The sequence below is a fragment of the Pseudomonas sp. ZY71 genome (genome assembly GCF_036542145.1).
Taxonomy (GTDB): Bacteria; Pseudomonadota; Gammaproteobacteria; order Pseudomonadales; family Pseudomonadaceae; genus Aquipseudomonas; species Aquipseudomonas koreensis_A.
Map to the genome: position 1 here is coordinate 3,471,127 of NZ_CP144274.1, position 21,964 is coordinate 3,493,090.

At 59.3% G+C, this 21,964-nt stretch carries 16 protein-coding genes and 2 pseudogenes; 15 read left to right on the forward strand and 3 right to left on the reverse strand.

The genetic code is table 11. The annotated features are described in order from the left end of the window. Window positions 1–71: 71 nt before the first annotated feature. A complete protein-coding gene (locus VY732_RS15355) occupies window positions 72–1,076 on the forward strand; it encodes a FecR family protein (protein WP_331691121.1) in 1,005 nt (334 codons plus the stop codon). Window positions 1,077–1,132: 56 nt separating this feature from the next. Here VY732_RS15355 and pvdQ read toward each other — a convergent pair whose 3' ends face one another. Beyond that, entirely contained in the window at window positions 1,133–3,445 is a 2,313-nt protein-coding gene (gene pvdQ, locus VY732_RS15360) for a bifunctional acylase PvdQ (protein WP_442968545.1), read from the reverse strand. A gap of 1,825 nt (window positions 3,446–5,270) precedes the next feature. Here pvdQ and VY732_RS15365 point away from each other — a divergent pair. Further along, entirely contained in the window at window positions 5,271–5,648 is a 378-nt protein-coding gene (locus VY732_RS15365) for a fe2+ zn2+ uptake regulation protein (protein ID WP_331691123.1), read from the forward strand. Between the two features lie 18 nt (window positions 5,649–5,666). Here VY732_RS15365 and VY732_RS15370 read toward each other — a convergent pair whose 3' ends face one another. Further along, window positions 5,667–5,855 (reverse strand): hypothetical protein, encoded by a 189-nt coding sequence (locus VY732_RS15370; protein ID WP_038363103.1) that lies wholly within the window; start codon window positions 5,853–5,855, stop codon window positions 5,667–5,669. A gap of 158 nt (window positions 5,856–6,013) precedes the next feature. On the opposite strand from VY732_RS15370, the gene VY732_RS15375 reads away from it, so the two are divergent. From VY732_RS15375 to VY732_RS15400, 6 genes are all read left to right on the forward strand, one after another. Beyond that, window positions 6,014–6,154, forward strand: coding sequence for a hypothetical protein (locus VY732_RS15375; RefSeq protein WP_008077622.1), 141 nt, complete (start codon window positions 6,014–6,016; stop codon window positions 6,152–6,154). 277 nt (window positions 6,155–6,431) lie between these two features. Then, a complete protein-coding gene (locus VY732_RS15380; RefSeq protein WP_331691124.1) occupies window positions 6,432–7,679 on the forward strand; it encodes an MFS transporter in 1,248 nt (415 codons plus the stop codon). Window positions 7,680–7,690: 11 nt separating this feature from the next. Beyond that, window positions 7,691–8,821, forward strand: coding sequence for a LuxE/PaaK family acyltransferase (locus VY732_RS15385; RefSeq protein WP_331691125.1), 1,131 nt, complete (start codon window positions 7,691–7,693; stop codon window positions 8,819–8,821). A 1-nt stretch (window position 8,822) separates the two neighbouring features. Beyond that, window positions 8,823–11,219, forward strand: coding sequence for an acyl-CoA reductase (locus tag VY732_RS15390; protein ID WP_331691126.1), 2,397 nt, complete (start codon window positions 8,823–8,825; stop codon window positions 11,217–11,219). Window positions 11,220–11,260: 41 nt separating this feature from the next. Next, window positions 11,261–12,562 carry an AMP-binding protein gene (locus VY732_RS15395; RefSeq protein WP_331691127.1) on the forward strand — a complete coding sequence of 434 codons (1,302 nt, stop codon included), beginning with the start codon at window positions 11,261–11,263 and terminating at the stop codon, window positions 12,560–12,562. Beyond that, window positions 12,550–13,488: a GNAT family N-acetyltransferase gene (locus VY732_RS15400; RefSeq protein WP_077572721.1), complete on the forward strand. Its 939-nt coding sequence runs from the start codon at window positions 12,550–12,552 to the stop codon at window positions 13,486–13,488. Before VY732_RS15395 ends, VY732_RS15400 begins: the two co-directional genes overlap by 13 nt. A gap of 49 nt (window positions 13,489–13,537) precedes the next feature. Here the strand turns inward: VY732_RS15400 and VY732_RS15405 are convergent, their stop codons facing one another. Next, window positions 13,538–14,065: a hypothetical protein gene (locus VY732_RS15405; protein ID WP_123593335.1), complete on the reverse strand. Its 528-nt coding sequence runs from the start codon at window positions 14,063–14,065 to the stop codon at window positions 13,538–13,540. Window positions 14,066–14,442: 377 nt separating this feature from the next. Between VY732_RS15405 and VY732_RS29970 the strand changes: the two are divergent. The 7 genes and pseudogenes from VY732_RS29970 to glgA form a co-directional block, all read left to right on the forward strand. After that, window positions 14,443–15,573 (forward strand): annotated as a pseudogene (locus VY732_RS29970) (HAMP domain-containing protein); the annotation flags it as partial. Window positions 15,574–15,906: 333 nt separating this feature from the next. Further along, window positions 15,907–16,434 (forward strand): annotated as a pseudogene (locus VY732_RS29975) (methyl-accepting chemotaxis protein); the annotation flags it as partial. 366 nt (window positions 16,435–16,800) lie between these two features. Next, the gene (locus VY732_RS15415) at window positions 16,801–17,247 is read left to right on the forward strand and encodes a DUF411 domain-containing protein (protein WP_077572718.1); all 447 of its coding nucleotides are present in this window, start codon (window positions 16,801–16,803) and stop codon (window positions 17,245–17,247) included. Further along, complete coding sequence (locus VY732_RS15420) at window positions 17,247–17,681, forward strand: YqaA family protein (protein WP_331695876.1); 435 nt, start codon at window positions 17,247–17,249, stop codon at window positions 17,679–17,681. The genes VY732_RS15415 and VY732_RS15420 overlap by 1 nt, the downstream gene beginning before the upstream one ends. An 87-nt stretch (window positions 17,682–17,768) precedes the next feature. Next, window positions 17,769–18,818 carry an alpha/beta fold hydrolase gene (locus tag VY732_RS15425; protein ID WP_331691129.1) on the forward strand — a complete coding sequence of 350 codons (1,050 nt, stop codon included), beginning with the start codon at window positions 17,769–17,771 and terminating at the stop codon, window positions 18,816–18,818. Window positions 18,819–18,831: 13 nt separating this feature from the next. Further along, window positions 18,832–19,785 carry a D-2-hydroxyacid dehydrogenase family protein gene (locus tag VY732_RS15430; protein ID WP_331691130.1) on the forward strand — a complete coding sequence of 318 codons (954 nt, stop codon included), beginning with the start codon at window positions 18,832–18,834 and terminating at the stop codon, window positions 19,783–19,785. Between the two features lie 591 nt (window positions 19,786–20,376). Next, window positions 20,377–21,963, forward strand: a complete 1,587-nt coding sequence (gene glgA / locus VY732_RS15435; protein WP_134177084.1) for a glycogen synthase GlgA — start codon at window positions 20,377–20,379, stop codon at window positions 21,961–21,963. Window position 21,964: the final 1 nt, after the last annotated feature.

Sequence of the window (21,964 nt, forward strand, 5' to 3'; positions counted from 1 at the left end):
GGCAAATGCCATGACGGATGTTCTCGGTAACTTCCCGACAAGGTTAGAATGTGCGAAATCAGGACGAGTCAATGACCCAAGACACCCTTTCGGAAGCCGAATACGATGCGATCACCGATGCCGCTGCGCATTGGTGCATGCGTGTGCACGCCGCCGACTGCACGGAAGAAGAGCGTCGCGCGTTCAAGCAATGGCACGACGCTCATCCACTGCACGCGTTCGAGTATGAAGCCATGCTGGAAATCTGGGACGTGGCCGAACACCTGCCGCGCCCCGAATCGCCCTCGGTCGTGACACCGCGGCCAACGTCTTCGCGCTCGTGGCGCCAGTTCGCTGTAGCCGCAGGTGTCTTTGCACTCGCACTGCCGCTGGCGGCTTATACCGGCTGGAATCTGGGCTGGTTGCCGAACAGCTACCAGCATTTCGCTGCCACCGATAATGTCCGGCAGGTTACCTTGAGTGATGGCAGCCAGCTCGAACTGAACCTGAACACCGACCTGACCTTCAGCAATTACAAGGACGAACGCCGCGTCACCCTGAAAAAAGGTGAAGCGTTCTTTACGGTCAGCCATGACATGGCCCACCCGTTTGTCGTTCGCGCAGGCGAAGGCAGGATTCGCGTCACGGGGACGCGTTTCAATGTCTGGATGTATCAGGACCAGGTGCGCGTGAACCTGATCGAAGGTTCAGTGCTGGTCACCAGCAATCGTTCATTACCAGGCGACGGCTTGCGCCTCGGCCCATCGATGCAGGCACGTTACAAACAAGGCGATTACATGCCGCAGATCAGCCAGACCTACGCCGATGACAGTTCACTGGCCTGGCGCAACGGCAAACTGGTGCTGGATAACCTCGCGCTGAGCGACGCCCTGCCACTGATCAATCGATATCTGAGCAATCCATTGGAGCTGGCTGATACTCACACCGGTTCGATTCGCGTGGGTGGCATCTACAACATCAAAGAGCTGAGCAACCTCGCCAACAGCCTGCCCAAGGCGCTGCCGGTCTACCTGAGCCGTAACAAGGAAGGTAACCCGGTGATCAACTCGATACCGCAACAGCCGCCAAAAAGCTGAAGGCCGCACCCTTTGCAGGATGCGGCCTTCAGACTCGTCGACACTAACGCTCGGGTTTATTGAGCGGCAACGTTCCCCGCCTTGTCCAACGTCTCGCGAACAGTCTGCACCTGGTACTGCGGGTCAGCCTGAATCTGCTGCTCGGTGAACGGCAGCACACTCCACTGTTTCTTCGAGAACGCCTCGGTCTGGTCCCGCGAATACTTCGACGCCGGATCGCTCGACAGCGAGAATGCCAGCAGCCCTTGGGCGTGCGGGCCCTTGTCATCGAACGTCACGACTTGCAGGTAGCTGGTGCCACTGACCACTTCGAGTTTGCCGTCCTCACGGGGCACGCTCTGGATGGCGTTGTAGATTCCCAGGGTAGCCGGCCCGCCGTGAATCGGCGTCTGTTGCCCGCCACTGCTGACCACCTGAATATCACCCCAGCGGGTTTGCGGCTTGAGACCCATTTTTGCGCTCAATTCGACCGACGCCAGCATAGCCTCACGCAACGCCTTGGCCACCGCCGGCTGCTCGACGGCCAGGCCACGCGGAGTGTGTTGCGCATCCTTGGGATCGAACGCCACGCGCCAGACATCCGGCGAGGCCTCCAATGCCTGCATGATGTTCTGGAAGTGCACCAGGCCCACGCCCGAATCGAGATTGGCCCGGCCATCCCAGGCCTTGAGGCTGGTGCAGACCGGCTTCAGGGATTGCGCGTCGGCGCCAAGGTCAGAGGCACAGAACTTCAGCAGATCCGGTACAACCTGAGTCGCCAGATACACCTGATCGTCCATTACCATCTGCTGCAGATCCTTCACTGCCAACGGACCTTTTTTACTCAGCGTGCTCAAGCGGTCCAGCGCGAAACGGGAACGCAAGCCCAGCGGTTGACCTTCCTGACTGATCAGCGGCGAGAAACCGGTCAGCGGTTGCGCCGGGTTGGCCAGCCACGCAGAGTCGTTGGAATGCTGGACGAAATCCTTGCGCAACAGCTGCGGCAACTGACTGGAGGCATAGATGCCCTTCTGCGCCGCAGTTGGGTCGATGTCCCACGCGCAGGCGCTGTTGGAGCCATCCAGCACAATCATTTGCGTGCCGATACGCGGGTCACTGCACTTGGCCAGCTTCTCGGCGTTGACGTTTGGCACCACCGACAGGTTCATGTACAGCGTCTGGCCCTTGTCATCGACGGCCAGGGTGTTGACCCACGGAATACCCTGAATCTTGTGCACTGAATCCTGCAGTTCCGAAAGCGTGGACGCCTGATTCATCGTGTACCACTGGTTCAGCACCCGATCATTGTCGATATTGGCGTCGCGCAAACTGTAGGCAAACTGATTGTCCCAGTCGAGCTTGCCCGGCCATTGCACGATCGGCCCGAACTGCGAGCTGTAGACATCACGCGAGACCGGCACTACCTGACCGTCGGCCTGTTTCACCTGCACGGTGACCGTCTGCTTGTTCAGCGGCAATGATTTGCCATCGAGCAGATAGCGTGTGGAGTCCTTCGGATCGAGTTGCAGACGATAGAGTGTGAAATGTTTCGATGAATCGACCGTGTGCGTCCAGGCCAGGTGCTGATTGAAACCGATATTGATCATCGGCAGGCCCGGCAAGGCAGCGCCCATGACATCGAGTTTGCCGGGAATGGTCAGGTGCATCTGATAAAAGCGCATGCCGCCAACCCAAGGGAAATGCGGGTTGGCCAGCAACATCCCACGCCCGTTGAACGAGCGCTCGCTGCCCACCGCGACAGCGTTACTGCCACGATCCAGGGCAAAGCGCTGCTGACGCGCATCGGCCAACTGATAGGCCTGCGCGTTTTGTTCGATTGCGGCGCTCGCATGCGGCGGAGTAGCACCGGCCAAAGCCTCGGCGAACTGACCGACACCCCCCTCAACCAGCAAACGGCGGGTCAGCTTCACCAGATCTTGCGCAGCGATGTCTCGCACCCACTCACCCTGACACTGTTGCGGCAAGCCCTGCGGGCGGCGCTCAGCGAGATAACGGTTGTAGCCGGCGGCATAGCCTTCGACCAGATCACGCACCTGCGCAGGTTGCGCCTGCCAGAAAGCCTTGACCGCCTCGGGCGTATTGAGCCAGGTGAAGAACACGTCGCTGACACGGTTTTCGCGTTGTTCGACGGTGAACTGATCCGGGCCGAAATAACGTGAACGCTGGCCGTTGACGGTCACGATCTCGTTGGCCAACAGGCACAGGTTGTCCTGCGCGTAGGCGTAACCAATGCCAAACCCGAGCCCGCGCTCGTCTTGCGCACGAATATGCGGCACCCCAAAAGCGGTACGGCGGATATCCGCGCTGACATCAGTGGCCGGGCTGAACGCATGGGCTGAGCAACTCAGTCCGAAAAGCACGCTGGCCACTGTAAGTTGCAAGCTACGAGCGACAAGCTTCGAGCAAAAGCCATATTTGACATTCGAACCGAAGTTTTCAACTTGCCGCTCGAAGCTCGAAGCTTGCAGCTGCCTCAATCCGGTTAACTGTCTGGAAATAATCACGCTCGCTCCTGATCGACATGCCAAAGAGCGGATCTGGCGCTAACGCGGACCCGCCCTGGAAACACCCACGCGTCCACGCGCAATGAGCCTGTCGAAGAAACGAAGTCAGAGGAAAAAATTTAGGTTCTCCACGCAATCCCCCAAAGCAGAATCAAAAGCCCCTCACCCTAGCCCTCTCCCGGAGGGAGAGGGAACTGACCGAGGTGATTGGTAGAAATACAGCGACATGAAATACCGAGTTGAACTCAATACCGAGCCAGATCAAAAGCCCCTCACCCTAGCCCTCTCCCGGAGGGAGAGGGAACTGACCGAGGTGATTGCGAGAGATACAGCGACATGAAACACCGAGTTGAACTCAATACTGAACCAGATCAAAAGCCCCTCACCCTGGTCCTCTTCCGGAGGGAGAGGGAACTGACCGAGGTGATTGCGAGAGATACGCCGACGTGGAATACCGAGCCGTACTCAAATTCAGAAATAAATCAAAAGCCCCTCACCCTAGCCCTCTCCCGGAGGGAGAGGGAACTGATCGCGGTGATTGGTAGAAGTACGCCGACGTGAGATACCGAGCCGTACTCAAATTCAGAAACAAATCAAAAACCCCTCACCCTAGCCCTCTCCCGGAGGGAGAGGGAACTGATCGCGGTGATTGGTAGAGGTACGCCGACGTGAAATACCGAGTTGAACTCAATACTGAACCAGATCAAAAGCCCCTCACCCTGGCCCTCTCCCAGAGGGAGAGGGAACTGACCGAGGTGATTGCGAGAGATACAGCGACATGAAATACCGAGTTGAACTCAATACCGCGCCAGATCAAAAGCCCCTTCCCCTGGCCTTCTTCCGGAGGGAAAGGAAATTGACCGAGGTGATTTGCGAGAGATACACCGACGTGAAATACCGAGTTGAACTCAATACTGAATCAGATCAAAAGCCCCTCACCCTGGCCCTCTCTCGGAGGGAGAGGGAACTGATCGCGGTGATTGGTAGAGGTACGCCGACGTGAGATACCGAGCCGTACTCAAATTCAGAAATAAATCAAAAGCCCCTCACCCTGGCCCTCTCCCGGAGGGAGAGGGAACTGACCGAGGTGATGGCGAGAGATACACCGACGTGAAATACCGAGCCGCACTCAAATTCAGAAACAAATCAAAAGCCGCCCCCCCGCCCGCTACTCACCACTCAACAGGATGAGCGTTAGCTCGACTGCGGCTCTTGATCTTGCCGTGCTGGCCCCTTCGGCAGGCTGAGTGGAGGGATTTATACGGGGGTGGGAGCGCAGCGACCGTTTGGCGGAGCCAAATGCATCGAGAGGAGGTGCAGCGAAGCAAACCGTAGGCGATGCCCCCGGATAGATCCCGTAACGAAGGAACCCCGAGCCCCAGCGAGCGGGCCGAACGCCGGGGCCCAGCCTTTTGGTTACTTTTTGGCGTCTGAAAAAGTGACCCGCCGTAAGGGCGGAACCGCCAGCCGCAACCCCCAAAAAAACGGATATACCCCCAAAACCCCAAGAACCTGGTCGGCCCAAAGGCCGCCACGGCCAACACCCCCCCCCAACCCGAAATCACAAGAAAAAGACAAACCCCCAACAAATTTTCTACATATTTTCTTTCATGATTTGTCGTGCTGATACGTCTTGTTTAGAGAGAGCAAAAAAACCCTCCCCGATCAGACTCTGAAAAGGAGTAATCGCATGTACAACTCGCAACTACCAACGGACGGTAGCCAGGCACCCAAAGGAGTTTCCATGAGCCCACACGCGAGCGATTTCGGGCAACGCGTCGAGCGTCACGGAAACGAACGCATCCGCTCGCTGCTGAAAAGTTTCGGGCTGCGCACCAGCCTGATTCGTCTGAAAGTCATCGACGCCCTGCTGGTTGCCGCACAAAGCGAGCGACGTCTGGGCGTGCGCGGTGTCCACAGCCAATTGCTGGACCTGGATATTCCGCTGTCCTTTCTCAGTGTGCGCGAAGTGCTCAAGCGCCTGTGCGCCGAAGGTGTGATCACCTTCAATGAAGACAAGAGCTACAGCCTGCATCCACAGGCTGCGGCCGTCCTCAACAACGATTGAAGCGTACGGCAATCGCCGTCAAGGCTTGACCTTGCGGCGCATGACGCCGTTGATCACCACCACGATCACCGCCACACCGATGGCGACGAACTGGAACGTCTTCTCCGAAATCATGCCGGCGTTCTGCAGCCAGGACAGGCCGAGCATGATCGCCAGGACCGACACGGCGATCAGAATCGAATAAATCAAGCGTTGCTTGTGGGTCATTACGGCTTCCTGAAACGTTGAAATGTATCCGGTTTGTATCCGTTTGCATGCCATGCACTTACCGTTCTACGGGGATGCGCTGCTGCAATCGGGGTCTCATGTTACAGCCGATGAAGAGTTTTGGCTTCATGACGGCGTAACCATGAGGAATTTTCAAAATGCTGCGTCGAATCACTTGGCTGATTCCCGTTCTTGCCCTGCTGACCCTGAGTGGCTGCATCATCTTCCCCCACGGCGGCTGGCACGGTGATCATCATCGCTACTACCAGGGTGGCCCTGGCTATTACCAACATCGATAGAACAGGAATGTTCATCCCACTCGCTTGTCGATGAACAAGCCGAGGCGGGAAACTCACCAGCCCGACCCACTTCAAACAAAGCCCGCCGTGTAGCGGGCTTTTCTGTTTTTGCCGCTGGCATCTGCCACGCAGATGTAACAAGTGTTCCTGCGCAAAGTGCAAACCCCTAAACAAGTTGCAAGTATTTGAAATCTAATGTCGCAGCAAAAAAGTAGGTCGCACAAGCCTCTGCAACTAGTCTCTGGCAACTTTCTTCCATTCACCAACAGGGACGTATATGCAGAGAACACTCATACCAATCGGGCCACTCCAAGTGCTCGGGTTTTGTTTGGCCATCAGCGCTTTTGAACTTCTGACTTACCTGGCCAGCGACTTGATCATGCCGGCCATGCTGACCGTTACAACAGAACTTCAAGCGGATGTACGGCATGTTCCCAACGCCTTCAATCTCTATCTGCTGGGCGGCGTCTGCCTGCAATGGCTGATCGGGCCGCTGTCCGATCAATGGGGTCGAAGGCGGGTATTGTTGATCGGTTGCGCAGTGTTCGGTGTCGCCTGCGCGGGAGCATTTGCCAGCCACAGCATTGAAGCCTTCAATCTGCTGCGACTGCTGCAAGGCATGGGCCTGGGGTTTGTCGTGGCGGTCAGTTATCCCGCCCTTCAAGAAGTGTTCTGCGAGGCCGATGCGGTGCGTTTGATGGCACTGCTCGGCAATATCGCCCTGCTGTCACCGTTGGTGGGGCCGCTGCTGGGCATCCTGCTCCTGCAATGGCTGTCCTGGCGTGAGTTGTTTCTCGGTCTGGGTCTTGCCGCATCCATGGTCTGGCTGGGGCTTTTCGTCTGCATGCCGGAAACAGTCGGGACCGTGCGTCGCGATGGACGCCTGCAACCAGCGGTGGGTTTTTCCTGGCGCCAGACCGGCCAGCGTTACCGCGCGCTGTTTGGCAATTGCCGGTTTCTCGCCGCAAGCCTTGCGCTGGGGCTGATGAGCCTGCCGCTGATCGCGTGGATCGGCCTGGCGCCGTTGCTGCTGATGCAGTTGCTGGGGCTGCCGCCAGTGGAATATGCCTTGTGGCAGATGCCGATTTTCTCCGCCGTTATCGTCGGCAATCTGATCCTCGACCGCTTGCTGGCCACGCACTCGTTACCGCGGCTGATTCGCTTGGCGCTCTGGCCGTTTTGCCTGGGACTTCTGGCGTTGATCGGCTGCGCACTATCTGGCGCCGGTCTTGGTCCGGTGGTCGCGAGCCTGGCGCTGTATGCGATAGGGCTGGGCATGAGCAACGCCGCAGTGTATCGGCTGGCGCTGTTTGCCAGCGATGACAGCAAGGGCCTGGTCTCGGCGCTGGTCGGGATGATTTCGATTGCGGTGATGGGCCTCGGCGGTTCGCTCATTGCCGCCATCGGTGGTGGCGCACGCCTCGAACTCTTTGCGCTCTACGCCGCCTTCAGCGGCCTGATGTGCCTGCCTCTGGTCCAGGGACTGTTGCAACGCAACCGACCCGACTCCGCTTCTGCTCAATAAAGGAATATTGAATGAACCACTTCCCCGCCAGCGATGCGCTCTGCGCGTTGCCGCACCCCTATTGCCCGGAGGCCGTGCCTGCCGGCCTGTTCGATCAGGCCATGGCCGAGATCAGTCGGTTTCATTGCCAGCACACTCCCGGTTACGCACATTGGCTGAACGCGAACGGCTTTGACGTACAGGACCTGGACGGTCTCGATGACTGGTCCCGGCTGCCGCCAATTCTGGCCAATTTCTTCAAACAGCAATTGCTGCTCAGTCCGACCGGAGAAACCGCTCTGGAACTGACCTCGTCCGGCACCAGTGGCCAGAAAAGCCGCATGCGCTACGACCCACGCAGTCTGTCGAGCGCGCAGTTCATGGTCGAACGGATCTTTAGCCACTACGGCTGGAATTCACCGGACACGCCGTGCAACTACCTGCTGCTGAGCTACGAGCCGCAAGGCGCGATCACGCTGGGGACGTCCTACACCGACCAATTCCTCTGCCGCTTTGCCCCGGTCAATCGGCTCGTCTATGCCTTGCGCTGTAACGGCGACGGGCATCAGTTCGATGTGTTTGGCGTCATCGCTGCCCTGCAATCGTTCGCCGAAGAAGGCCTGCCGGTGCGCATTTTCGGTTTCCCGGCATTTCTCTGGCAGACCCTGCAGCAGATGCAGGCCACCGGCGTGCCTGCCCTGCAACTGCCGGCCGATTCGCTGGTGTTTTTCGGCGGTGGCTGGAAAACCCGCGCCAGCGAGGAAATTCCAAAACAACAACTGTATGAGCACATCGCCCGGCAATTGGGCATCGAGATGTCGCGATGCCGAGACGGTTACGGTGCGGTCGAGCACGCAGTGCCCTACATCGAATGTGCCCGGCATCATTTTCATGTCCCGGTTTACGCCAAGGCTTACGTGCGCAATCCGCGCGACTTTTCCGTCCAGCCCTACGGCCAGCAAGGCTTGCTGGGTTTTGTCTCGCCTTACATTTCATCCAGTCCGGCGCACGCGGTGGTGATGAGCGACCTGGCGACGCTGTATCCCGGCTCGAGTTGCGGCTGCGGCCTGGCCAGTGACTGGTTCGAACTGCATGGCCGCGCGGGCACTACCGTCGGCAGAAGCTGCGCGATGGCGGCATCTGAATTATTGGGGAAGCACTGATATGTACCTGATCAACGGAGAACTGCACGCGGACTTCGATCTCGACACCGCACTGACGCTGCTGCATCAGACCTTAGCGCAACACCTGAGCACACCGCTGCAGCGCGCCACTGTGCTGACCGCCGCGGCAAACCTTGCGCAGCAACTGCACAGCGTCGAGTTGCCGCTGAATGACGAACAACGCCAGGCCCTGATCGATTTCTGTCAGCCTCACGCCCTGCAAAACAAACTCGAACGCGAACTGGGTGATCACGCCGATTCCCTGCGCCGCTTCGATTGTCGGCAATCGCGTTTCGAGCGCTGGAGCCCTTTGGGTCTGGTGGTCCACGTGACACCGGCCAACGCGCCATTGCTGGCCTGCTGCGCGATGATCGAAAGCCTCTTGGCCGGCAACATCAACTGGCTACGCCCCAGCCGCAGCGACCAAGGTCTGACTGCACGTCTGCTGCATGCGTTGGTGCAATGCGACCCCAGCGGTCAACTGCGCCATTACGTGGCCGTGCTACCAGTGGCAACCGCGCAAATCGGCCGCTTGTGCAAAATGGCCAATGGCGTATCGGCGTGGGGTGGCGAAGCCGCGCTGCAAGCCATCCGCCAACAGTTGCCGCCCGGATGCCGCTGGATCGATTGGGGCCACCGCGTCAGTTTTGCCTACCTGACGCCGGACGCTGCCACGCCGCAAACGCTCGAGGCGATAGCCGATGAGGTTTGCCGACTGGATCAGCAGGCCTGTTCCAGCCCGCAATGGTTACTGGTCGACAGCGACGAACCGGCCGTGCTGCACGAAATCGGCTCAGCGCTGGCCACGGCGTTCGAGCGCCGTGCCGGGCAATGGCCGGCGCTGACCCCAACGGTCCAGGAAGCCAGCGAGATCACCACCCATACCTTGATGACGCGCCTGGCCCAGAGCTTTTCTGCTGTGACGGCGCACGTCTGGAGCGCGCCGGGCTGGCGAGTTGTCTGGCGCCATGACCAAGTGCTCGCGCCCTCGCCACTGTTTCGCACGCTGCTGCTCAAGCCCCTGCCACGCGCGCGTCTGGCCCAGACGCTGCTACCCTGGCGCAACGTATTGCAGAGTTGTGCACTGGTGTGTGCCGAACCGCAGATCGCTGAACTGTCGCGCACGCTGATTGCCGCGGGCGTCAGCCGCATTACGCCCGTCAATGCCATTCATGACGGCTACGACGGCGAACCTCACGACGGCGTTTACGCACTGCAACGCCTGAGCCGACGTGTCTCGGTCAGCATCGCGCCAACGCATTTGCCTAGCCATATGACCCTCGACCGGCCGCCTCGCGCGCCGTCGCTGTCGGGCCTGCCGATCACCGACAAAGCGGCGTTTATCGCGCGGCCGACGACAGCGGCCGCACAACTGTTTTTCCGCTCTGGCGGCAGCAGCGGCACACCGGCGCTAGCGGGGTTCAGCTACCGCGACTTTCAACGCCAGATGCGCGCCGCCGCCGATGGTCTGTTTGCGGCAGGACTCGATCCGGGTCGCGACAAGGTCATGAACCTGTTCTTCAGTGGCAGCCTGTACGGCGGCTTCTTCAGTTTCGCCAAAGTACTGGAACTGTTGGGCGCAACTCACCTGCCCATGGGCGCACCCGCCGACGATGACTACAGCGACATTGCTCAAGTGATCATCGAGCAGCGCGTCACCGTGCTGATCGGCATGCCCAGCACCCTGCATCGATTGTTCCTCAACGAACAGCTACGTCTGAGCCGTTACGGCGGCATTGAAAAAGTCTTTCTCGGCGGTGAACACATCAGTGGTGAGTGTCGCGAGCTACTGCAGCGCTGCGGCGTCGCCAGCATCCGCTCGGCAGTGTATGGCAGCGTCGATGCGGGGCCGTTCGGGCACGCCTGCGCGGCAACCGCTGATGGTGTGTTTCACCTGATGGACGACATCCAGCATCTGGAAATCGTCGCAATGGAGCAGGACGTGCCTGTCGTCGGTGATGAAGTCGGCCGGTTGCTGTTCACCTCGAAAGCTCGTGAGGGTCAGCAGGTCCAGCGTTATGACGTCGGCGACACCGGTCGCTGGCGACCTGGCGACTGCCCGTGCGGGCTGAGTTCGCCACGCTTCGAGTTGCTGCAACGGCACGGCAGATTGCTGCGTATCGGCAGCGACTTCATCTGCCTGAACGAACTCGCACGGCACCTGCAAACCGCGTTTCAGTTGCACCTCGATCAAGCACCCGATGGCCTGGAACGAATGCTGATTCGCAGCCCTGGCAACCCCGCCGACATTCTCGACCGACTGCAAAGTTACTCGACGCTGGCCACTTTGCTGCGCAGCAGACTGCTCACGGTAGAAGCGCAAATCTGCGAGCCCCAGCAGTTCAGCAGAAACAAACACAGCGGAAAGATTCCATCCGTCATCGATGCGCGCCGTTAAGACATTTATCGCCCACGGTCATAACAATTAAAGAGAACACCATGAACGCAACACTCGAACTCAATCAGTTGGTCACTTTTGCCCGAGCGCATTCAAAGTATTACGCCAGACAGTTGCATAACGTTGCACCACAGTTCACTGCACTGGATCAACTTCCAGTGACGGACCCACAACGCTATTGGGCAAACAGCCTGAACTTCGAACAATGGCCGGTGCTGACTTCTACCGTCGAACGCGCACTGGTCTTCAAAACCGGTGGAACCACCAGCGCCGGTAAACTTTCAGTATTTACCCGCGAAGAATGGCAGACCCTGGTGCGGGACTTCGGCAACCAGCTCGGTCATCAACTCAATCCCGGAGACCGGGTCGCCAACCTGTTCTTTGTCGGCGACCTGTATGCCAGCTTCATTTTTATCCACGATGCACTGGCGCACGAAACAGCGGGTGTTACCGAATTTCCGTTCACCGGTGATGTGGCGAACGGGGTATTGGCTGACGCTATCCGGCAGCACCGGATCAACGTACTGGCCGGGGTGCCCGCGCAATTGCTGACGTTCGCCAGTGAGCTGCAGCGCGAGGCGCAAACCCTGACCGAGGTCGAGACCCTGCTGTATGGCGGGGAAAGCCTGTTTGACGGGCAAATGCAGATGTTGCGCCGGGTGTTCCCCAACGCGCGGATCGCCTCCATCGGCTATGCCAGTGTCGACGCGGGACTCATCGGCACCACGGGCCGCGATTGCGCCTTGGGCGAGCACCGGATGCTGCCCGGTCACAGCGTGCTGGAAATCATCGATGAACACACCGGTGAATTGATTGAGGAATGCGACCGCACCGGGCGGCTGGTGATGACCAACCTCACCCGTCGGCTGATGCCGTTGATCCGCTACCCCGTGGGCGACCTCGCCTGTTGGCGAGAACCTGGCACGGCGCCGATGCGCAAGTTTGCCTTGATGGGGCGCAGCGCGAGCAGCCCGCGCGTGCGGGTAGGCTCGCTGACACTGATCATCGAAGACATCAGCGCAATGGTCCGGCGTGCCACTGGCAGTGATGACTGGCAGTTGGTCATCAGCCAGCCGGCGAACGTCGACATCTTGCAGCTGAAGTGGGTACCCGATGTGCTGACGGCGGAAACCGCACCGGCCAGCTCAACATTGCACCGTGACTTGATCGAGCACTACCCGCTGATCGCGCAACTCAACGCTGATCGGCAACTTGAATTGCAGGTTGCCCATTGCACACACGATGAACTCGCTCGCCATCCACGCTCCGGCAAACACCAACGCGTCCTCGACCTGCGCCGCTATGACAACCTGCGGTCGGAGCAATGCCCATGGACAACTTGACGCTGCGCAGCTATCGCCGTACCGACGCCGGGGCGGTCAGCCGCCTGTTCAGGGAAATCTATGGTGACCATTACGTGCAGCCGCATGTGTACTTGCCTTTGATGATCAACCAGAACCACGGCGATGGCAGGTGGCATTCATTGGTAGCGGAATCCGGGAAAAAAATTCTCGGGCACGCGACGTTGTGCAGAAACAGCGGATCGCACACAGCCGAACTGGCTTTGAGCGTGGTACACCCGTCGACACGCGGACAGAACATCGCCACGCAATTGGGCACGCGCTTGTTGATCCATGCGCAAGCACTGGGGTGCCATGGCGTGACCATCAAACAAGTGACGCAGCATGCCTACACGCAACGCATGGCTGACCGGCTCGGCTTTTGCAGCACGGGATTGTTGCTCGACTATGTCCCCTCGCCATTTGGTGAACCGTTGCCCGAGACCATCGTCATTGGCTTCACCGCTATCGACGGTTATCGGCGCCCGCTTCCGGCACTGCCCTGGCCGCCCGGCTGTCGCGACTTCATGGAACATTTGTCCGGCGTTTACGGAACACAGGAAAAAGAACCGCTTTGGGTCGGACCGCCCATACATGTCGAACAATGTTCCGGGCGCTATGAGGTGCTGCTGAAAAAACTCGACAGCTGTTTGCTTAAACAGCTACGACAATTGCCCCGGCATTGGATGATCTCGATCAGGCTCAGGCTGGCAACAGGTTTTGCCAGCGCCGTGGACAGTCTGTCGGCGATGGGATTCATCTTCACCGGGATTGCCCCGAATGATCGTTGCGCGGGATGGTTGGCGTTGTTTCATCGGGGTTATCGCCCACGTACGCTGGAGTTGCGTTGCCCGCATATCCAGCGCCTGCACGATCAGGCGCAACAGCAGATCGCAGCGCGCGCCAGCGAGGCAGCGCCGCATTCTTGAGTCAAAACCAGTGCCCGCTCACACATTGAGCGGGCTACAACGCTCGAACTCAGGCCTTGGCCTTGACGCCCTGGTCGACAGGTTTGGCGACGTTGCCGTCACCGTAGGTCTTCAGGTTCTGCAGGACATAAATCGCTTTCTTGAACTCGGGAATAAGGTTCTTGCCGTAGGCGTTGCCATTGAGGCCATTGCTCTGGATCGCATCGAGCTGGGTCGCGAAATACTCCAGGGCGTTGAATTTGGCATCAATATCTTTGGTCACGCCGAAACGGTCGAACTTGTCACCCGCGTTCTTCAACGTGAAGGAAGTGATCTCGGAGATCAGCCCGCGACTACGCAGCATCTCGCTCAGATTGCCCATTTGTTTGACTGAAACGTTCGCTGGATCGAAACCCTTGATCGCCTTGCGCAAACCCTGCTTGTCCATTTCGGCGGTATTCAGCGCGGTGGGATCATTACCGACCAGGGTCAGCATCTGCTGCACCTTGACACTCTGGGACACTTGTTTCTTTGCGCCGGTGTCGCGCACCAGTAGTCCTGCCTTGGCCTGCCAGCCGCCGACAATACCGATCGTCATGAAAAGACTCCCTGTGAAATGACCTGAAATATCCGAGTGAACGGCATTAATGGCCGCGAGTATCGGCGGGCGAACTGATGGCACCAACCTCTTTCTGCACTTTTTTACAATTCTTGTACATTCTCGATACAAAAGCGCAACGCCCCGCAAACCCTGACCCAGAGCCGTCATCACAATGAAATGAAAATGGCTTTTTCAGCCGGTCGCAGGCGATGACCAGCGCTTGCGTATCGAAGCCGATACTGACCAGTCATCGGCGCTCAGGTTTATTAGGACGCAAGTACCTAAAGCTTCGCGATTTAACGACGATACGCTGTGGACACCCGCACTGTTTTGCCTCTGCCCCCTAATAAGAAACGCTGCTCAAGGACCGGTCCATGCCCGCATTCCGTACCATTCAGGCTCGCTACACGCTGTTTCTGGTTCTGTTCATTTTGCTGTTGTCGGTGTTGACCGTGGTCGGCATCAGCCAACTGGTCGCCCCCAAGCTGCGGCATACCGAAGAACAAGTCGTCCTCAACCGCATCGCCGAAGTGGCCGAGCAGATTCAGGGCGAGTTGAACAAAGTGCAGGCGCAACAGCGCAGCATCACCCAGACCATCCCGCTGCTCGACAGCGCTGCCATCGACACGGTACTGCCAGGCTTGGTCGATCAGTACGGTGAGTTGAAGGTATTCGGTGGCGGGATCTGGCCGCTGCCGGGGCAGCGTGAAGCGGGGCGCAACAAATTCAGTACGTTCTGGCATCGCGACGCGTCGGGAAAACTGGCGGTGAACACGTTCTGGAACAGCGACGCAGCCCCCAACTATTACGACCAGAGCTGGTACAAGGGCGGCATGGCCACGCCACGCGGCCAATGCGCGTGGGCGGCAGCGTATAAAGATGACGCCAGCGCCGAGCCGCGCACCAACTGCGCCATGGCCATCCAGAAAAACGGCAATGCCTGGGGCGTGTCGACCATCGACGTGACCCTCGGCTTCTTCAACGATCTGGTGGCGCGCAAGGAAAAAGACCTCAACGCCGAGATGCTGATCATTGAGGCCGACGGCAAGATCATCAGTAACAGCTCGCGCATCAGTGGCCCGATCGTGTTGAAGAACATCAGCGAACTGGCCGCCACGTCGACCTTCGCCAGCCAGGTCAAAGCCGGGCTGCAGAATCGTGATCAGGCGCAGCGCATCGAGTTCGACAACAACGGTGAAGCCAGCACCTTCTTCATGCGCCCGATTGAAGGCACACCGTGGTTCCTCGCCACCGCCCTGCCGACGAAAATGCTCACCGCCCAGCGTGATGACGTCCTCAGCACCTTGAGCCTGTTGCAGATTCCACTGGTGATCCTGCTGGTGCTGTTGCAGGTCTACGCGATTCGCCAATTGGTACAGCGCATGAAAGCGTTGAAAGCCAACATCGACTTGCTGTCCAGTGGCGATGCCGACCTGACCCGCCGCATCACCATTCGCGCCGAAGATGAACTCGGCGCCATCGGTCATTCGATCAACACCTTCATCGCCTACTTGCAAAACATGATCGGCGAAGTCACCCAGGCCACCGGCGCCATGGCCTCGAGCCTCGACAACCTGCAGCGCACTTCGGCGCACACCAGCCAGATCCTGCTGCGTCACGCCTCGGAAACCGATCAGACCGTTACCGCCATCACCGAGATGAGTTCGACGGCAGAAAGCGTTGCGCAGAATGCCGCCGAAACCGCAGCGTTCACCCAGCGCGCCAACGAAAACGCCGACCGTTCGCGCGTGGTAGTGGGCGAAGCGACCAACAGCGTGGTGGCATTGATCGATGAAGTGGCCAGTGCCACACACAAAGTTGAAAACATGCAGCAGGACGCCCAGCGCATCACCGAAATCCTCGGGGTGATCGGTGCGATCGCCGGGCAGACCAATCTGTTGGCGCTCAACGCCGCGATCGAAGCAGCCCGCGCCGGTGAACAGGGTCGTGGTTTTGCCGTGGTCGCCGATGAAGTCCGCGCCCTCGCCGCGCGTACGCAGGCCAGCACCTCGGAAATCAACGAAATGTTGACGCGTCTGACTCAGGGCGTGAGTTCGTCGGTCAGCGCCATGGAAAACACCCAGGCCAGCTGCCAGTCCGCCGCCGATGCCACCGCACGGGTCAACTCGGGTCTGGATGAAATGGCCGGCTCGGTCAGCCACATCAACAGCCTCAGCACCCAGATCGCCACCGCCGCCGAACAGCAAAGCGCCGTGACTGAAGAGATCAACCGCAGCATGGTGCAGATCCGCCACATGGTCGATGAACTGGTGCAAAGTGGCAAAGCCAGCGAACTGAACACCCATCAGTTGCTCGAAGCCAATAGCCGGGTGAGCGCAATCATGGGGCGTTTCAAAGTGCGCTGATTCATGCAGGGGTTTCTGCCAACCAGATAACCCCTGTGGGAGCTGGGTTGCCAGCGATGGGGCCGGCCCAGCCAATTTTTCATTGCCTGACCCACCGCGATACATGTAGGAGTGAGCCTGCTCGCGATAACGGTCTGTCAGTCATCACTTCAGTGCCTGAACAGACGCTATCGCGAGCAGGCTCACTCCTACAGTAGATCGCTGTAACACTGAAGACTGCATCGCTAGCACTGAAATGTCAGGCTTGATCTACGATCATCCTGCCAGCCTGCCTTGCAACAACTGGAAACATTGCGTTGATGCCAAGCAGGAAAAACCGGTCAAAATGCGTTCTTTTCTGATCGTCAACCGAGCCGAGAATCCGCTATGCGAACCCACCTGCGTCTGGTCGCCCTGAGCGCCCTGTTCATTTCTTCCCTGGCGCAAGCCGCCGACCTGATCCCGATCGAAGTGCACCGCGACGCCAATTGCGGTTGCTGCAAAAAATGGATCAGCCACCTCGAAGCCAACGGTTTCAAAGTCGAAGACCACGTCGAAAGCGACATGAGCAGCTTCAAGCAACAACATGGCGTACCGCCGCGTCTGGCGTCGTGTCACACCGCGATCATCAACGGCAAATTCGTCGAAGGCCATGTGCCGGCAGAACAAGTGCTGGCCCTGAGCAAGCGCGATGACCTGCTCGGCGTCGCCGCACCGGGTATGCCGATGGGTTCGCCGGGCATGGAAATGGACGGCATGAGCGATGCTTATCAAGTGATCGGCCTGAAAAAGGACGGCGCTGACGTCGTCGTGGCGGACTACCCGGCCCATTGATCGGCGCCGCTTACTTCGGGCTGTTCTTTGCCGCGTTCGGTGCGGCGACCTTATTGCCGTTGCAGTCCGAGGCAGTGCTGGTCGGCTTGATCGTCAGCGAGCGTTACTGGCTGTGGGGCCTGCTCGCCGTGGCAACGCTGGGCAACGTACTCGGTTCGCTGGTCAACTGGTGGCTGGGCCGTGGCATCGAGCGTTTTCAGGATCGCCGCTGGTTTCCGCTCAGCCCCACGCACATGGCCAAGGCGCGCAAACACTATGAGCGCTACGGGCATTGGTCGTTGCTGCTGAGTTGGTTGCCGATCATTGGCGACCCGCTGACACTGATTGCCGGCGTCATGCGCGAACCACTCGGGCGCTTTCTATTGATCGTCACCCTGGCCAAAGGCGCACGTTACGGCGTGCTGGCCGTGCTGACGCTGGGCTGGCTGGGTTGAACGTTCGGGTGCGGGCATTGCCTGTGTTTAACGTCGGCATAATCCAGCCGTTCCAGCATCGGCCGATTTCAAACGGAGTTTGACCTTATGTCTGTCACGTTTCCCCGTTGGCTCCCCTCCCTGCTCCTCTGCGCCGCCCTGCCCCTGTCAGCTCAGGCTGCCACGACAGGCGAAGCCGCGCCGGAAGGCCCGGCCTACGGCCCGGAACTGCAAGGCTTCGAATACCCTTACACGCTTAAACACTTTGCCTTTCAGTCGCAGGGCAAATCCCTGCAGATGGGTTACATGGACGTCGCCGCCCACGGCAAGGCCAATGGCCGCACCGTGGTGCTGATGCACGGCAAGAATTTTTGCGCAGCCACCTGGGACAGTTCGATCAAGGCCTTGAGCGAGTCCGGTTACCGGGTGATCGCGCCGGATCAGATCGGTTTCTGCACCTCCAGCAAACCTGACAACTATCAGTACAGCTTCCAGCAACTGGCGACTAATACCCAGCAGTTGCTCAAAGCGCTGGGCATTCAGAAAGCCACACTGCTCGGTCATTCCACCGGCGGCATGCTCGCCACCCGTTATGCCTTGTTGTTCCCTGAACAGGTCGAACAATTGGCACTGGTCAACCCGATCGGTCTGGAGGACTGGAAAGCCCTCGGCGTGCCCTATCGCACGGTGGATCAGTGGTATCAGCGTGAGCTGAAAGTCAGCGCCCAAGGCATTCGCGATTACGAACGCACCACCTACTACGATGGCCGCTGGAAACCGGAATTCGATCGCTGGGTGGACATGCTCGCCGGCCTGAGCAAAGGCCCGGGCAAGACCCAGGTGGCGTGGAACTCGGCGCTGATCTACGACATGATTTTCACCCAGCCGGTGTACTACGAGTTCAAGGACCTGAAGATGCCGACCCTGCTGCTGATCGGCACCTCCGACACCACCGCCATCGGCAAGGACCTCGCGCCACCAGAGGTGAAAGCGAAAATCGGCCATTACGAGGTGCTCGGCAAACAAGTGGCCAAGCTGATCCCGCAGTCGACGCTGGTGGAATTCCCCGGCATGGGCCACGCGCCGCAAATGGAAGAACCGGCGCAGTTCCACAAGGCCCTGCTCGACTGGCTGAATACATCCAATCCCGTTCGTTGATGAGGTAAGGCTGATGGCGGTGCAGATTGCAGTGATCGATGACTGGCAGGACGTGGCCCGCGACGTAGTCGACTGGTCAGTCCTCGATAGCCTCGGTGAAGTGACGTTTGAACACGATTACCCGGCCGACAACGCGACACTGGCCGAGCGTCTGGGCCGCTATCAGGTGATTTGCGTGATGCGCGAACGCACGCGGTTCGACGAAGACTTGCTCAAGCGCTTGCCCAATCTGAAGTTGCTGGTCACCGGCGGCATGCGCAACGCGGCGCTGGACATGCCAGCGGCGGCAAAACTGGGCATTAAAGTCTGCGGCACTGACAGTTACAAGCATGCGGCGCCGGAATTGACCTGGGCGCTGATCATGGCGGCCACGCGCAATCTGGTGAAAGAAGCCAACGCCCTGCGCGCCGGCCAGTGGCAGCAAGGGCTCGGCGGTGATTTGCATGGCAAGACCCTTGGCATTCTCGGTCTGGGCAGCATCGGCCAGCGGGTTGCACAGTTCGGCCAGGTGTTCGGCATGAAGGTGATCGCCTGGAGCGAAAACCTCACCGCCGAACGGGCTGAACAGGCCGGCGTGACGCACGTCAGCAAGCAGCAACTGTTCGAGCAGGCCGATGTGTTGTCGGTGCATCTGGTGCTCAGCGAGCGCAGTCGCGGTCTGGTCGATGCGCAGGCGCTGGGCTGGATGAAACCGACGGCCCTGCTGGTCAACACCGCGCGTGGGCCGATTGTCGATGAAGCGGCACTGATCAAGGCCTTGCAGAAACAGCAGATCGCCGGGGCGGCGCTGGACGTGTTCGAGCAGGAACCGCTGCCGGCCATGCACCCGTTTCGCACACTGGACAATGTGCTGGCGACGCCGCATGTGGGCTATGTCAGCCAGCAGAACTATGAGCAGTTCTTTTCGCAGATGATCGAGGATATTCAGGGGTGGGCGGCTGGGGAGCCGGTTCGCCTGCTGAACTGACCCTTTCTGCAAAGAGAGGGTGAAGTCACTATTGCTATCGCGAGCAGGCTCACTCCTACAGGGGAACGCATTTCAAATGTAGGAGTGAGCCTGCTCGCGATAGCGACATAACAGTCACCCCATCAACAAACTGCCCGCACCACAACAGTGCAACCACCCTTCCCGCTAGCACAAAATCGTGACCGCCCAGTCACCGTTTTGGCCCTCCCTCGCAGAAAAACCTGCACTTCGTCGGTGCGTTTGCCCCGGCAAAGTACGGTTTGCTCAGACTGCCAACCGATTGTCGAACAATTTACCCATTTGCTCTGGCCCGCTCTAGGATCTGGCCTAGACTGACTTTCGCGGGGTAAAACCAACCGGTCACATTGCGCAAAAAAACTCGAAACTTTTGCTCCACGCGACGGGTCATCAGAAAGACTGGGCCAAAGCGACTGGTGCAATCCTTGCAACGGCCCGATCACCCATTCTGCTTGCGCGTGTTGGGTAGCGTTTGCTCACCGATGCGTGGCGCGTTTGCGCCCGGCCACAGGACTTGGCCATGGACATCGCTTGTTCAAGACAAGAATCAGATCAACGATACGGGAGATTCATATGATCAGTGCGGCATTGGATATTCAGGGAGAGCGTGCTCAGCAGGCGGTTGGAGAATCGAGCACCGTCAGTGTTCCCGGCAGCCGACAGATCAACGTCCCCGGCACCAAAACGCTGACTCCAGTAGCGAGCCAGAACCCCAACAAGAAAAAAGTATTGTTCGTCACTTCGGAAATCGCCGACCTGGTCAAGACCGGTGGTTTGGGTGACGTCTCAGCCGCCCTGCCCCGGGCCATGGCTCATCTGCACGATGTGCGGGTGTTGATCCCCGGTTACCCGCAGGTGATGCACAGCGAAAACCCGATCCACATCATCGGCGAACTCGGCGGCCATGCCGCGCTGCCACCGTGCAAGATCGGCCGTATGGACATGCCGGACGGGCTGGTGATCTACGTGTTGATCTGCCCCGAACTCTATGAGCGCGAAGGCTCGCCCTACGGCGCCAACAACGGTCGCGACTGGCCGGACAACCACATTCGTTTCGCCCGTCTGGGCCTGGCCGCTGCCGACATCGCCGCCAACCTCGCACAAATCCACTGGTGCCCGGATCTGGTGCACGCCCATGACTGGCCTGCCGGTCTCGCCCCGGCCTATATGCACTGGCGCGGGCAGCGCACGCCGACCCTGTTCACCATTCATAACCTCGCCTATCAAGGTGTGACCAGCCTCGGCTCCTGCCCCGAGCTGGGTATTCCCAACCACGCCCTGCAACAGGAAGGCATGGAGTTCTACGGCAAGATGTCGTTCCTCAAGGCCGGCATGGCGTATTCGAGCCATATCACCACGGTCAGCGCCACCTACGCGCAGGAAATCACCACCCCGGATTTCGGCTGCGGCCTCGACGGCTTTCTCGCCGCCAAGACCCAGCAAGGTTTGCTCAGCGGCATCCCCAACGGCATCGATGAGAGCTGGGACGCCGCCACCGATCCGCACCTGTTCGCACCGTTTGCCATCGGTGACTGGGAAGGCAAAGCGGTCAACGCCGCGCATGTGCGTGAGCTATTTGAATTGAATGACTCAGAAGGCCCGCTGTTCGCCGTGGTGTCGCGACTGGTCTATCAGAAAGGTCTCGACCTGACGATCGCGGTATCCGAGTACATCGTGCAGAACGGCGGCCAGATCGCAATCATCGGTCGCGGTGAGCCGGAAGAAGAACAAGCCATGCGCGAGCTGGCGCTGCGCTTCCCCGGGCAGATCGGCGTGCGCATCGGCTTCAACGAAACCGATGCCCGCCGGATGTTCGCCGGCAGCGATTTCCTGCTGATGCCTTCGCGCTACGAACCTTGCGGTTTGAGCCAGATGTACGCCCAGCGTTTCGGCTCGCTGCCGGTCGCACGCAATACCGGCGGGCTGGCCGACACCATTGAAAACGGTGTCACCGGGTTCCTCTTCGACGAATCCACCGCTGAAAGCTATCAAGAGGCCCTGAGCCGCGCGTTCAAGGTCTTCGCCTTCCCCGAACTGCTCAATGCCATGCGGTGCCGGGCGATGGCCGCGCCGTTCAACTGGTGCAAAGCGGTTGAACCGTACGCCGAACTCTACGAACAACTGGTCGCCAAGGCGCTGGGTAAAGCTCACCACAAATAAC

What these genes read in the sequence shown, in the direction of transcription:
- VY732_RS15355 (WP_331691121.1), top strand. Translation starts at nt 72, where the DNA reads ATGACCCAAGACACCCTTTCGGAAGCCGAATACGATGCGATCACCGAT.
- VY732_RS15365 (WP_331691123.1), top strand. Translation starts at nt 5,271, where the DNA reads ATGTACAACTCGCAACTACCAACGGACGGTAGCCAGGCACCCAAAGGA.
- VY732_RS15370 (WP_038363103.1), bottom strand. Translation starts at nt 5,855, where the DNA reads ATGACCCACAAGCAACGCTTGATTTATTCGATTCTGATCGCCGTGTCG.
- VY732_RS15375 (WP_008077622.1), top strand. Translation starts at nt 6,014, where the DNA reads ATGCTGCGTCGAATCACTTGGCTGATTCCCGTTCTTGCCCTGCTGACC.
- VY732_RS15380 (WP_331691124.1), top strand. Translation starts at nt 6,432, where the DNA reads ATGCAGAGAACACTCATACCAATCGGGCCACTCCAAGTGCTCGGGTTT.
- VY732_RS15385 (WP_331691125.1), top strand. Translation starts at nt 7,691, where the DNA reads ATGAACCACTTCCCCGCCAGCGATGCGCTCTGCGCGTTGCCGCACCCC.
- VY732_RS15390 (WP_331691126.1), top strand. Translation starts at nt 8,823, where the DNA reads ATGTACCTGATCAACGGAGAACTGCACGCGGACTTCGATCTCGACACC.
- VY732_RS15395 (WP_331691127.1), top strand. Translation starts at nt 11,261, where the DNA reads ATGAACGCAACACTCGAACTCAATCAGTTGGTCACTTTTGCCCGAGCG.
- VY732_RS15400 (WP_077572721.1), top strand. Translation starts at nt 12,550, where the DNA reads ATGGACAACTTGACGCTGCGCAGCTATCGCCGTACCGACGCCGGGGCG.
- VY732_RS15405 (WP_123593335.1), bottom strand. Translation starts at nt 14,065, where the DNA reads ATGACGATCGGTATTGTCGGCGGCTGGCAGGCCAAGGCAGGACTACTG.
- VY732_RS15415 (WP_077572718.1), top strand. Translation starts at nt 16,801, where the DNA reads ATGCGAACCCACCTGCGTCTGGTCGCCCTGAGCGCCCTGTTCATTTCT.
- VY732_RS15425 (WP_331691129.1), top strand. Translation starts at nt 17,769, where the DNA reads ATGTCTGTCACGTTTCCCCGTTGGCTCCCCTCCCTGCTCCTCTGCGCC.
- VY732_RS15430 (WP_331691130.1), top strand. Translation starts at nt 18,832, where the DNA reads ATGGCGGTGCAGATTGCAGTGATCGATGACTGGCAGGACGTGGCCCGC.
- glgA (WP_134177084.1), top strand. Translation starts at nt 20,377, where the DNA reads ATGATCAGTGCGGCATTGGATATTCAGGGAGAGCGTGCTCAGCAGGCG.